This is a genomic window from Pantoea wallisii (assembly GCF_002095485.1).
Taxonomy (GTDB): domain Bacteria; phylum Pseudomonadota; class Gammaproteobacteria; order Enterobacterales; family Enterobacteriaceae; genus Pantoea; species Pantoea wallisii.
This window is the reverse complement of the sequence record NZ_MLFS01000021.1, coordinates 1-12,387: the sequence shown is the minus strand read 5'-3', so window position 1 is coordinate 12,387 and position 12,387 is coordinate 1. Positions and strand designations below refer to the sequence as shown.

The 12,387-nt window shown below is 57.8% G+C and carries 10 protein-coding genes and 1 pseudogene; 4 read left to right on the top strand and 7 right to left on the bottom strand.

All coding sequences use genetic code 11. The features are described from left to right. Positions 1 to 15: 15 nt before the first annotated feature. Genes gudD through HA48_RS09560 form a run of 3 tightly spaced genes read right to left on the bottom strand, consistent with a single transcriptional unit; the run spans position 16 to position 4,056 of the window. Positions 16 to 1,347, bottom strand: a complete 1,332-nt coding sequence (gudD, locus tag HA48_RS09570) for a glucarate dehydratase (RefSeq protein WP_128600932.1) — start codon at positions 1,345 to 1,347, stop codon at positions 16 to 18. 10 nt (positions 1,348 to 1,357) lie between these two features. Further along, a complete protein-coding gene (locus tag HA48_RS09565; protein WP_128600930.1) occupies positions 1,358 to 2,704 on the bottom strand; it encodes an enolase C-terminal domain-like protein in 1,347 nt (448 codons plus the stop codon). Next, positions 2,701 to 4,056, bottom strand: a complete 1,356-nt coding sequence (locus HA48_RS09560; protein WP_128600928.1) for an MFS transporter — start codon at positions 4,054 to 4,056, stop codon at positions 2,701 to 2,703. Before HA48_RS09560 ends, HA48_RS09565 begins: the two co-directional genes overlap by 4 nt. 506 nt (positions 4,057 to 4,562) lie before the next feature. Between HA48_RS09560 and garD the strand changes: the two genes are divergently transcribed. Next, positions 4,563 to 6,122 (top strand): galactarate dehydratase, encoded by a 1,560-nt coding sequence (gene garD, locus HA48_RS09555; protein ID WP_128600926.1) that lies wholly within the window; start codon positions 4,563 to 4,565, stop codon positions 6,120 to 6,122. Between the two features lie 74 nt (positions 6,123 to 6,196). On the opposite strand, the gene HA48_RS09550 is transcribed toward garD, so the two are convergent. From HA48_RS09550 to syd, 4 genes are all read right to left on the bottom strand, one after another. After that, positions 6,197 to 6,643: a flavodoxin gene (locus HA48_RS09550; protein WP_128600924.1), complete on the bottom strand. Its 447-nt coding sequence runs from the start codon at positions 6,641 to 6,643 to the stop codon at positions 6,197 to 6,199. 12 nt (positions 6,644 to 6,655) lie between these two features. Continuing rightward, on the bottom strand, positions 6,656 to 7,435 hold the full coding sequence (gene truC, locus HA48_RS09545) for a tRNA pseudouridine(65) synthase TruC (protein ID WP_128600921.1): 780 nt from the start codon (positions 7,433 to 7,435) through the stop codon (positions 6,656 to 6,658). Next, entirely contained in the window at positions 7,435 to 7,761 is a 327-nt protein-coding gene (locus HA48_RS09540) for a YqcC family protein (protein ID WP_128600919.1), read from the bottom strand. Before HA48_RS09540 ends, truC begins: the two co-directional genes overlap by 1 nt. Positions 7,762 to 8,350: 589 nt before the next feature. Next, entirely contained in the window at positions 8,351 to 8,899 is a 549-nt protein-coding gene (gene syd / locus HA48_RS09535; RefSeq protein ID WP_128600916.1) for a SecY-interacting protein, read from the bottom strand. Between the two features lie 62 nt (positions 8,900 to 8,961). Here syd and queF point away from each other — a divergent pair, with 62 nt between their 5' ends. From queF to xni, 3 genes and pseudogenes are all read left to right on the top strand, one after another. Continuing rightward, complete coding sequence (queF, locus tag HA48_RS09530) at positions 8,962 to 9,807, top strand: NADPH-dependent 7-cyano-7-deazaguanine reductase QueF (protein ID WP_128600914.1); 846 nt, start codon at positions 8,962 to 8,964, stop codon at positions 9,805 to 9,807. 181 nt (positions 9,808 to 9,988) lie between these two features. Beyond that, positions 9,989 to 11,353: a nucleotide 5'-monophosphate nucleosidase PpnN gene (gene ppnN, locus HA48_RS09525; protein ID WP_128600912.1), complete on the top strand. Its 1,365-nt coding sequence runs from the start codon at positions 9,989 to 9,991 to the stop codon at positions 11,351 to 11,353. 37 nt (positions 11,354 to 11,390) lie between these two features. Then, a pseudogene (gene xni, locus HA48_RS09520) lies at positions 11,391 to 12,137 on the top strand (flap endonuclease Xni); the annotation flags it as partial. Between the last annotated feature and the right edge of the window lie 250 nt (positions 12,138 to 12,387).

Genomic DNA, 12,387 nt, shown 5'->3' with positions numbered 1-12,387 from the left:
GGGGAGCCACAGGAATTAGCGCACCAGGCACGGACGCTTGTTATCAAAGGTCCAGTTCGGTACGAGGAACTGCATCGCCTGCGCGTCATCGCGCGCGCCGAGTCCATGTTTCTGATACAGCGCATTGGCCTGCATCACCTGATCCATATCCAGCTCGACGCCCAGCCCCGGTTTCTGCGGCACCTGCACCATCCCGCCTTTGATCTGGAACGGCTCTTTGGTAAGGCGCTGATTGCCCTCCTGCCAGATCCAGTGGGTGTCGATGGCGGTAATAGCGCCCGGTGCGGCCGCGGCAACGTGGGTAAACATCGCCAGCGAGATATCGAAATGGTTATTGGAGTGCGAGCCCCAGGTCAGGCCGAAGTCGTGGCACATCTGCGCCACACGCACCGATCCCTGCATGGTCCAGAAGTGCGGATCGGCCAGCGGAATATCCACCGACTGCAGCGACAGCGTATGGCCCATCTGCCGCCAGTCGGTGGCGATCATGTTGGTGGCGGTTGGCATACCGGTTGCGCGACGGAACTCCGCCATCACTTCGCGGCCGGAGTAGCCCTGTTCGGCACCGCACGGATCTTCAGCGTAAGCCAGCACGCCTTTCAGCTGCTTGCCGAGCAATATGGCCTCGTTCAGCGACCAGGCACCATTAGGATCAAGCGTAATACGCGCCTCGGGGAAGCGCTTTGCCAGCGCCGTCACCGCTTCGGCCTCTTCGCCACCGCGCAGCACGCCGCCTTTCAGTTTGAAATCGTTAAAGCCGTACTTTTCGTAAGCGGCCTCCGCCAGCCGTACCACAGTGTCCGGCGAGAGCGCCTCTTCGTGACGCAGGCGATACCAGTCGCACGCCTCATCCTCCTGGCTCTGGTACGGCAGCGAGGTCTTTTTGCGATCGCCGATATAGAACAGATAGCCGAGCATCTCAACGCGATCGCGCTGCTGCCCTTCACCCAGCAGCGAAGCCACATTAACGCCCAGATGCTGGCCCAGCAGGTCCAGCAGCGCTGCTTCAATACCGGTGACCACATGAATGGTGGTGCGCAGGTCAAATGTCTGATTGCCGCGCCCGCCGGCGTCGCGGTCCGCGAAGGTGCTGCGCACCAGATTCAGGATGTTTTTGTACTCGCCGACGGTTTTCTCCACCACCAGCGCGGCGGCATCCTCCAGCGTCTGGCGAATCTTTTCGCCGCCCGGAATTTCGCCTACGCCGGTATGGCCCGCATTGTCTTTAATAATGACAATGTTGCGGGTAAAGAACGGCGAGTGCGCACCGCTCAGGTTAAGCAACATGCTGTCGTGTCCGGCCACCGGAATGACCTGCATGGATGTGATTTTCGGTGTCTGACTCATTTCCTGCTCCTTATGCATGAGTGCGCCCAAACGCCGGGCGCTTGCGGTCGAACGACCAACCGGGAACCAGATACTGCATCGCCGTGGCGTCATTACGCGCGCCTGCCGGCAGTGATTTGTAGAGGGCATTGGCCTGCTGCAGGCGATCCCAGTCCAGCTCAACGCCCAGGCCAGGCTTATCCGGTACCGCAATTTTTCCGTTGCGGATCTGCAGCGGCTCTTTCGTCAGGCGCTGCTCGCCCTCCTGCCAGATCCAGTGGGTATCAATCGCGGTGGGGTTACCGGGCGCGGCCGCACCGACGTGGGTGAACATCGCCAGCGAAATATCGAAGTGATTATTGGAGTGGCAGCCCCAGGTCAAGCCCCAGTCATCACACAGCTGCGCCACACGCACCGCGCCGCTCAGCGTCCAGAAATGTGGATCGGCCAGCGGGATATCGACGGCATTGAGCATCACCGCATGATTCATCTCGCGCCAGTTGGTGGCGATCATATTGGTGGCGACCGGCAAGCCCGTGGCGCGACGGAACTCGGCCATCACTTCCCGTCCCGAATAGCCCTGCTCTGCGCCGCACGGATCTTCGGCGTAGGTCAGTACATCGCCCATGCCTTTGCACAGCCCTATCGCCTCATCCAGGTGCCAGGCCCCGTTGGGATCGACCGTGATGCGCGCCTCGGGGAAGCGCTTTTTGAGCGCCACCGCCGATGCAATCTCCTGCTCGCCGGGCAGCACACCACCCTTCAGTTTGAAATCTTTAAAGCCATATTTGTCCTGCGCCGCTTCCGCCAGGCGCACCACGGCTTCCGGCGTCAGCGCCTCCTGATGGCGCAGGCGATACCAGTCGTGGCTGGCCGATTCACCGCTCAGGTAGCCGAGATCGGTTTTGCGGCGGTCACCGATATAGAACAGATAACCAAGTACCGTTACCTCATCGCGCTGCTGGCCGGGACCAAGCAGCTCCGCCACCGGCACGCCCAGGCACTGCCCGAGCAGGTCAAGCAGTGCCGCCTCCAGCGCGGCGACGGCATTGACGCGCAGCTCAAAGGTCCACGCGCCTTTGCCAAAGGTATCGAAATCTGCCGACTGATTGCCCTTGTGCACCTGCTGCACCAGCCGGTTCATACGTGCCACCTGCTGGCCCTTCACCTGTGGGATCGCGTCTGTCAGTGTCTGGTAGATGGTTTCACCGCCCGGCGCTTCACCCACGCCAGTGTGCCCGGCGCTGTCGGTGAGCACCACGATATTGCGGGTAAAGCAGGCGCTGTGCGCGCCGCCAATGTTGAGTAACATACTGTCGTAACCGGCAACCGGGATCACCTGCATCTCAGTGATAACGGGGGTGCTTTGCGTGGTCATTGCGGCTCCTTATACGGTTTCAGTTCAACGCGTTTGATGTCACCGGTGATAAACAGGAAGCTAAAGGCGGCGACAAAGGCATGAATCCCGACATATACCAGCGCGCCTTCAAACGAACCGCTGGTAGCGATGATGTAGCCAATCGCGATAGGCGTGACGATGCCGGAGAAGTTACCAAACATATTGAACAGGCCACCGCTCAGGCCGCTGATCTCTTTCGGTGCGGTATCGGCCATCACCGCCCAGCCCAGCGCACCAATGCCTTTACCGAAGAACGCCAGCGCCATGAACAGCACCACCACCCATTCGGTTTCGGTGTAGTTACACATCACCATGCTGATAGAGAGCAGCATGCCGATAACGATGGGGGTTTTACGCGCAATATTGAGCGAGCCGGTTTTACGCATCAGGTAATCAGAGATAATTCCGCCCAGCACGCCGCCGAGGAAGCCGCAAATCGCCGGAATCGAGGCAATAAAGCCGGCTTTCAGAATCGACATGCCGCGCGCCTGCACCAGATAGACCGGGAACCAGGTGATAAAGAAGTAGGTCAGCGCGTTGACGCAGTACTGGCCGAGATAGATACCCCACATCATACGGGTGGAGAGCAGCTGTCTAATCTGGTGCCATTTTTCATCCCAGCTGACTTTGCGCGTAGCCTTCTTCGCGTCCATGTTGATCAGCGCACCGCCCTGCTCCATGTACTCCAGCTCCGCCTTGTTCACGCCTGGGTGGTTGTTGGGATCGTGCATCACTTTTAGCCAGATAAAGCTCAGGATGATGCCGAGACCGCCCATAAACCAGAACACATGCGCCCAGCCCACCTCAGAGACCAGCCAGCCCATGATGGGTGCGAAGATCACCGTGGCGAAATACTGTGCCGAGTTAAAGATAGCGACAGCGGTACCGCGCTCCTGCGCCGGGAACCAGGCCGCCACAATCCGGCTGTTGCCGGGGAACGAAGGCGCTTCGGCCAGGCCGACCATAAAGCGCAGCAGGAACAGCGAGATCACAATGCCAAAGCCGCTGAAGATATCGACAAAGCCCTGCAGCAGCGTGAACAGCGACCAGAGGAAAATACTCCAGAAGTAGACGCGTTTTGATCCGAAGCGGTCAAGCAGCCAGCCGCCAGGGATCTGACCAATAACGTAAGCCCATGAGAAGGCGGAGAAGATGTAACCCAGACCGACCGAATCCAGGCCGATATCTTTCGACATCGCGGAACCGGCAATAGAGATGGTGGCACGGTCACCGTAGTTGAATGAGGTGACGATAAATAACATCACCACAATCCAGTAACGGGCATTGGTGCGCTTCTGCACCGCTTCCGCTGTCTGGCTGTAACTATTCATGATGCACTCCTGAAATATAGCGAACGCTACTTTCACTCTGACTGCATACACATCGCGTTGGGTATCAGAATGATGTTGGGTTAAACACGGCGATTGTTGTTATGGCAAACGATGATGCGTCGTGACGAGTAACCAAACGTCTAAGAACGAGAATCAGTATAGGAACAGCCAGGAGGCGAAACACTGGAAGAACGCCCGAGGTTTAGCAGGCATCGCAATCTATTTTATGGCGTTTGCACATAAGGCTGCGGCGTGGCTCACGGAACTGTTAATTTCACGACCGAAACGGTGAAGAAGTGAACAGCAGAAGCACGCTTTGTGAGTCTGTTCACTTGTATTTGGTAAAACGAACCAAACGGCGTGCTGAAAACGCCTTAAAGCCAGTCAGTTGCACAATGCGCGCGCCAATACCCCTGCATATACTGAGGCTGGCAAATAACGATGACGTGACGAAAGCAATTTCAACCGCCCCGCAAAGTACGGCGCGACAAACCGGAAGGTGAGCAATGAACCGACCACTGACAGACAAACCGCTCTACATTAAAGTGCACGACGCCGATAACGTGGCGATTGTGGTTAACGATCAGGGCCTGCCCGCCGGTACACGTTTTGATGACGGCCTGCAGCTAACCGAACATGTGCCGCAGGGCCATAAAGTGGCGCTGAGCGATATCGCCCCGCAGGGGGCAATTGTGCGCTATGGCGAAGTGATTGGCACGGCGCTGCGCCCTATTGCGCGCGGCAGCTGGATCGAAGAGTCGCTGGTGGCGCTGCCCGACGCGCCGCCGCTCAACAGCCTGCCGCTGGCCAATAATGTCCCGCCGGATCTGCCCCCGCTTGAGGGCTACACCTTCGAAGGCTACCGCAATGCGGATGGCAGCGTTGGCACACGCAATCTGCTGGGCATCACCACCAGCGTACACTGCGTGGCGGGCGTGGTGGATTATGTGGTGCAGATTATCGAACGCGACCTGCTGCCGCGCTATCCCAATGTGGATGGTGTGGTGGCACTGAACCATTTATACGGCTGCGGTGTGGCGATTAATGCGCCTGCCGCCGTGGTACCGATCCGCACCATTCACAATCTGGCGCTGAACCCCAATTTTGGCGGCGAGGTGATGGTGGTGAGCCTCGGCTGTGAGAAGCTGCAGCCGGAGCGCCTGCTGACCGGAACGCCCGACGTGCAGGCGATCTCCCTGGATGATAACGATATTGTGCGGTTGCAGGATGAGCGCCACATCGGCTTTGGTGCGATGGTCGATGAGATTCTGCAGGTAGCGGAGCGCCATCTTAAAAGACTGAATCAACGCCAGCGGGAGCGCTGTCCGGCAGCCGATCTGGTCATCGGTACGCAGTGCGGCGGCAGCGATGCTTTCTCGGGTGTGACTGCCAATCCGGCCGTGGGCTTTGCCTCCGATTTACTGGTGCGCTGCGGCGCAACGGTGATGTTCTCCGAAGTAACGGAAGTACGCGATGCAATCCACCTGCTGACGCCGCGCGTGGTGGATGAAGCCGTTGGCAGGCGTCTGCTGGAAGAGATGGCCTGGTATGACGATTATCTCAGCCAGGGGCAAACCGACCGCAGCGCCAATCCCTCACCGGGTAATAAAAAAGGCGGGCTGGCCAACGTGGTGGAGAAAGCGCTGGGGTCGATCGCCAAATCCGGCCGCAGCCCGATTGTTGAAGTGCTTTCGCCGGGTCAGCGCCCGACCAAACGCGGCCTGATTTATGCTGCCACACCGGCCAGTGATTTTGTCTGCGGCACACAGCAGATGGCCTCGGGCATAACCTTGCAGGTGTTCACAACCGGACGCGGCACGCCGTACGGACTGGCCGCCATCCCGGTCATTAAAATGGCGACGCGCAGCGCACTGGCGAACCGCTGGCACGATTTGATGGATATCAATGCCGGCACGATTGCTACCGGAGAAGAGAGTATTGAGCAGGTCGGCTGGCGACTGTTTGAGTTGATTCTGGATATCGCCAGCGGGCGCCAGCAGACGTGGTCAGATCGCTGGGGAATTCGTAATCAGCTGGCGGTGTTCAATCCGGCCCCCGTGACGTAAGGGCAGAGTCGCGGTCTCCCGTCCCACCCTCTCCGACAGCGGAGCAGGTGAGACGGGAGAGTGCGTAAGATGACTTACAACAGCTTACCCCAGCTCTCAACCCAGGGTGTGGTTACGGCTTCCGGCTCCGGGTTTTCTATTGCGTCCACCAGCAGCACCTCGCCCAGGCGCTGTGCTTGCTGCTCCTGCAGTGTCGCGTCAAAGGTCTTGCCGGCGCCGCAGAAGTTCTCGTAGCTGCTGTCGCCCAGTGCGATGACGCCGTAACGCAGCGCCGGCTGATAGCCCAGCTCATCACGCACCTGGACATACAGGCGGGCGATGTTGTCCGGGAAATCGCCCTGACCAGTGGTTGAGGTCACAATCAATACCGCATCCTGGCTATAGGCCTGCCAGTCCGCCAGCGACGGATCCTCAAATACCTTTACCTCGTGCCCCTGCGCCTCTAATACCGGCTGAGCCTCTTCGGCCACCAGCAGTGCGTTGCCGTAAACCGTACCTGTAAAAATGCCAATCTTTGCCATCTTGCCGCTCCTTTATGCTGTGGGCTTATCCTGGACTGCCTCAGCGGCAAACTCAACCCTCGGCACATCGGAGAGCTGTTCCTGCCAGCCAAACTGCTGCAGCATCTGTTGCCAGACGCGATCCAGTCCGGCACGAATCACCAGCGGCGCGCCGGTAACCGGATGGCTTAGCGACAGCGCGCTGGCATGCAGCATCAGCCGATCCAGGCCAAAGTGCGCGGCGGCACCGCGGTTCTGCCGCAAATCGCCGTGGGCGCTGTCACCGATAATCGGATGGCGCAGATGCGACATATGGCGACGCAGCTGGTGCTTGCGGCCGGTACGCGGCGACATCTCAACCAGGGTGTAACGCGCGCTACTGTATTTACCGATGGCAACCGGCATCTCGGCGTGGGCTAAGGTGTGATAATCGGTGACGGCCGGCTGCGGCGCACGCGGTTCGGTGGCGAACTTGTCGGCGATTTTATCCAGCTCTTCCATCAGGGGATAATCCAGCGTGGCGCGTCCGTCGAGCCAGCCGCGCAGCACGGCATGATAGGTCTTCTGTATCTGGTGCTGTTCAAACTGCTGCGCCAGCAGGCGGCCCACATCGCTTGATAACCCCATCAGCAGCACGCCGGAGGTAGGACGATCAAGACGATGAGCGGTAAACACGTGCTGGCCTATCTGGTCACGCACCGTTTGCATCACCACCACTTTCTCTTTGCGATCGAGCCAGCTGCGGTGCACCAGCCAGCCGGCCGGTTTATTAACGGCCACCAGCCACTCATCCTGATAGATAATCTCGAGCATCAGAGCGAAGGTTCCTGAAACAGCGCATCCAGCTTGTTCAGCGTAGCCAGCAGCGCCGCATGGCCTGGCGTCGAGGGGGGGAGCGCCACTTCATAATAGGGCGTAACGGCAAAGTCCTGCGGCAGTGATGCCCCGGCCTCAATCAGCGCGTAGAGGCGTGGGATCAGCACCCACTGTAGCCACTCCAGTGGCTGGAGCGTATCCAGGCAGAAAGGTTCGGTACTGTTGAAGGCTTCAGCCTCCGGGGAGTGCGCCTGCCAGTGGTCGTGTTCGCGCATCACCGCTTCGACCTGCTGCAGCCGCTCAATAATCAAGTGCGTTGACATACGCCAGCTCCGGGAAAAAATGGGGCGGCAATCATATCACTACGCCTGCCGTGCGTAAAAAACGGCATAAAAAAGGGAGCACTGTGATTACAGTGCTCCCGGTTCGTTTGCAGCAATCCCGCCACCGCTGTGCTCCCTGCTCATCCATGACAACTGTTCCTGCGCGCTCCGTTGCCTGTCATCATGACATTGGTCCTTAGCATCCTGGCCCGCCACATCCCGCGTGGCTCTCATTCTCCATCCTGGAGGTGTCCTTTTACTCAATCCTGAGTGTCCTGCTTCATCCTCAAGCCTTCCATGTGACGTAAACTCCGTTACGTTCCTGCCGCCTGGCTGACATTCTCCTGAACGTCTCTCAATCCGTGGCTTCCTGCCAGTGGTGACTATTCTGTCAGAAACCATCGTAATAACAAGAGAGTAAAAGATGTTAATCAATCAAGTATTGTCTCAATTTTCAGACTGGTACCATAACTCCATGATTCACAATCTTTTTACATTACAGACTTCCGGAAGTCTGCAACACATTCAGGCGATCTCTCACACGCCTTGTGCGACATATCTTACAAGCGGTGCAGGATAACTCTGCAAGTCAGTCACTAACAGGTTGTAAAGCATTAAGAAATGTCTCAATCCCGGGCGAAAGAACTTCCCGTTTTTTACTGCCAGGCTGCTCCAGAATCACTTCACCGGTCAGATTACATATGGCAATCACATCCTGCTCTGAATCCGTGGTGGCAATAAAGAGGGTTGGGCTCTGTTTTAAGCGGCGTTTCATCACCAGATGACCAATCAGATTCTCCTGCAAGCGGGTAAAATCTGCTTCACTCCACACCTGCAGCAGCGTAACGGATTGCCCGGCAAAACGCGCCATCATATCCCCGGCAAACTGGGTGGTATAGAACGCGGTAATCTCCGGCTGCAGCTGGATATCCAGCGCGCGCTCTACCGCTTCCAGCGTGGCTGGCAGCGTAAACGGCTGCGGCTGCCAGAGTACACGTTCATCCAGCATACTGACGGTGCACGGCGAAGGGATATCCAGCAACGCTTCGCTGGCGGGGAGATGGCCGTGCTGCTGCTGCCAGTGAGCAATATAGCGGGCGGTAAAATCGTGCAGAGCCTCTGCGGTGTGCGGCATCATTCATCTTCTCGCTGGTGATCGGTTACACTTAGCCACTTTGATGGAATTTAGTGGTAACCGTTATGTCTTCTGAAAATCGCGATCCGGCATTAAGCGGCCTGACCTTAGGTAAGCCCACCGCGTATGTTGATCGCTACGATAACACGCTGCTGCAATCCGTGCCGCGCAGTCTCAATCGCGAACCGCTGGGGCTCTACCCCGATAACCTGCCGTTTCACGGTGCGGATATCTGGACGCTGTATGAGCTCTCCTGGCTCAATAGCAAAGGCGTGCCGCAGGTGGCGGTCGGCGAAGTTGTGCTGCGCGCAGACAGCGAAAACCTGATCGAGTCTAAAAGTTTTAAGCTCTATCTTAACAGTTTTAATCAGACGATTTTCGCCGACTGGGGCGAGGTACGCCAGACGCTTGAGCGCGATCTCAGCCACTGCGCTAAGGGAGAAGTCAGCGTGGCGCTGTTCCGCCTGAGCGAAGTTGAGGGTCAGCCCATCGGCCACTTCAGCGGTGACGTCATCGATGAACAGGATATTACTGTTAGCGATTACGGCTTTAATGCTGATTACCTGGCGAATGCCACCGGCGGTGAAATTGTTGAAGAGACGCTGGTCAGCCACCTGCTCAAATCCAACTGCCTGATCACCAATCAGCCAGACTGGGGATCAGTCATGATCCGCTACCGCGGCGCGCGCATCGATCGCGAAGCGCTGCTGCGCTATCTCATCTCCTTCCGCCAGCATAATGAGTTCCATGAGCAGTGCGTTGAGCGCATTTTCAACGACGTTCAGCGCTTTTGCCACCCTGAATCCCTGACAGTCTATGCGCGCTACACGCGGCGTGGCGGATTGGATATCAATCCGTGGCGCAGCAATGTGCCGTTCACGCCCGGCTATTCACGCCTGGCGCGTCAGTAACAGATTGCGAGACACCTCGCAGGCCGCAGCACGGATGCGCGGTTCCTCTTGAGCATTCACGACCGACAACGTTACTCTGTCAAAGGCGCAGGCGTTACCGCTGCGCACAAAGGATTTTCGTCGCTGCCAGTGGTTTACGCGCAGCGTCATTAATCACGCATTGGCGTGTAAAGGAGTTCTCTTGATTACACATATCAGCCCGCTTGGCTCGATGGATCTGCTCTCCCAGCTGGAAGTAGACATGCTGAAGCAAACCGCCAGCAGCGATCTTTACCAGCTGTTCCGTAACTGTTCGCTCGCGGTGCTCAACTCCGGTAGCCAGACCGACAGTAGTCACGAACTGCTTTCCCGCTTTGAGAACTTTGATATTAACGTGCTGCGCCGCGAGCGCGGCGTAAAGCTTGAGCTGATCAATCCGCCGGAAGAGGCCTTTGTCGATGGCCGGATCATCCGTTCGCTGCAGGCCAATCTGTTTGCCGTGCTGCGTGACATTCTGTTTGTTAACGGTCAGCTCTCTGCTGCCGGACGTTATCAGGATGTAGATAGCCAGGATTCAGCGCAGATTACTAACCTGGTCTTCTCAATTTTGCGTAACGCGCGTGCGCTGCACATTGGTGAATACCCCAACACCGTGGTGTGCTGGGGCGGCCACTCAATTAACGCGGTGGAGTATCAGTACTGTCGTAACGTCGGCACCCAGATGGGCCTGCGTGAGCTGAACATCTGCACCGGCTGCGGACCGGGCGTGATGGAGGCACCGATGAAAGGTGCGGCAGTGGGCCATGCGCAGCAGCGCTATCACGATAGCCGCTTTATCGGCCTGACCGAGCCTTCCATTATCGCCGCAGAGCCGCCAAATCCGCTGGTCAATGAGTTGATCATCATGCCGGATATTGAAAAGCGTCTGGAAGCCTTTGTGCGTATCGCTCACGGGATTGTGATTTTCCCGGGCGGGGTCGGTACTGCCGAAGAGCTGCTGTATCTGCTTGGTATTCTGATGAATCCGCATAACCGCGATCAGGTGCTGCCGCTGATTCTGACCGGTCCGAAAGAGAGCGCGGATTACTTCCGCGTGCTGGATGATTTCATTGTGAATACCTTGGGTGAAACAGCGCGTAAGCACTACACGATCATCATTGATGATGCAGCCGAAGTGGCGCGGCAGATGAAGAAAGCGATGCCGCAGGTGAAAGAGTATCGCCGTGAAACCGGGGATGCTTACAGCTTTAACTGGTCCATCCGCATCGCGCCTGATCTGCAGGTGCCGTTCCTGCCCACCCATGAGAACATGGCGAACCTTAAGCTGTTCCCGAATCAGCCTGCAGAAAAACTGGCGGCGGATCTGCGTCGTGCGTTCTCCGGCATCGTTGCCGGTAACGTGAAGGAGATAGGTATTCGCGAAATCCGCGAGAAAGGCCCCTACAGGCTGCACGGTGATGCGGATCTGATGCATCGTATGGATGAGCTGCTGCAGGGCTTTGTTGCGCAGCAGCGCATGAAGTTACCGGGCAGCGCCTATATCCCCTGCTACGAAATCATCAAATAACTCACCGGGAGGCAGCCTGCGGGCTGCCGCTATCACTATGCCGCTCCATCTACTCATTATTGATGCGCTTAACCTGATCCGCCGTTTACATGCGGTACAGGGTTCGCCATGCCGTGAAGCCTGTGTGGCGGCGCTGCACCAGTTGCTTGGGCATACACGCCCGACGCACGTTGTTGCCGTGTTCGATAGTCACGAGCGTCAGGCGGGCTGGCGTCATCAACTGTTGCCGGACTACAAAGCCGGCCGGCCACCTATGCCAGACGATCTTCAGCAGGAGATGCCCACGCTGCAGGAGGCTTTTCGCGCGGCCGGCGTGAGTTGCTGGGTTGCCGATCTCGATGAGGCCGACGATCTGGCGGCCACGCTGGCGGTTAAAATGGCTGATGCCGGTCATCAGGCGACAATCGTCTCTACCGATAAGGGCTATTGTCAGCTGCTGGCACCCAATATCCGCATTCGCGACTATTTTCAGAAGCGCTGGCTGGATGTGCCGTTTATTGAGCAGGCGTTCGGTGTTACGCCTGCACAGTTACCCGATTACTGGGGGTTATGCGGAATCAGTAGCAGTAAAATTCCAGGCGTACCGGGGATCGGCCCCAAGAGCGCACGTGAATTGTTGCTGCAGTTCGGTTCGCTGGAGGCGCTTTATCAACAGTTCGATCAGGTCCCCACGAAATGGCAGAGTAAACTGCGCGATCAGCGCCAGATGGCCGAAGTTTGCCGTCAGGTGTCTCTGCTTAAGCGCGATCTGGTTTTGCAGGGGAATTTGAATACGCTGCGTTATCAGCCTGAGTCTTGCTGGCGGCGCGTGTTAAATCCCGCAACGGCCTTGCTGGTGGCCCGCCGGCCTGACGGCCTGTGGGTCGCCACTACAAAAATGCGGTAGCGCAAAGTATGCCGCAGGAGGTCCTGCAAAATAATTTGTGCTACCGCAAGGCGGCAAGGGCGTGAGTTCCCGGGAGCATACATCAGTATGTGACCGGGGCGAGCAAGCGCAGCCAACGCCACGGTAGCGCAAAGTATGCCGCAGGAAC

Excerpts from the sequence above, each read along its gene's own strand:
- gudD (WP_128600932.1), bottom strand. The coding sequence starts at position 1,347 with ATGAGTCAGACACCGAAAATCACATCCATGCAGGTCATTCCGGTGGCC.
- HA48_RS09565 (WP_128600930.1), bottom strand. The coding sequence starts at position 2,704 with ATGACCACGCAAAGCACCCCCGTTATCACTGAGATGCAGGTGATCCCG.
- HA48_RS09560 (WP_128600928.1), bottom strand. The coding sequence starts at position 4,056 with ATGAATAGTTACAGCCAGACAGCGGAAGCGGTGCAGAAGCGCACCAAT.
- garD (WP_128600926.1), top strand. The coding sequence starts at position 4,563 with ATGAACCGACCACTGACAGACAAACCGCTCTACATTAAAGTGCACGAC.
- HA48_RS09550 (WP_128600924.1), bottom strand. The coding sequence starts at position 6,643 with ATGGCAAAGATTGGCATTTTTACAGGTACGGTTTACGGCAACGCACTG.
- truC (WP_128600921.1), bottom strand. The coding sequence starts at position 7,435 with ATGCTCGAGATTATCTATCAGGATGAGTGGCTGGTGGCCGTTAATAAA.
- HA48_RS09540 (WP_128600919.1), bottom strand. The coding sequence starts at position 7,761 with ATGTCAACGCACTTGATTATTGAGCGGCTGCAGCAGGTCGAAGCGGTG.
- syd (WP_128600916.1), bottom strand. The coding sequence starts at position 8,899 with ATGATGCCGCACACCGCAGAGGCTCTGCACGATTTTACCGCCCGCTAT.
- queF (WP_128600914.1), top strand. The coding sequence starts at position 8,962 with ATGTCTTCTGAAAATCGCGATCCGGCATTAAGCGGCCTGACCTTAGGT.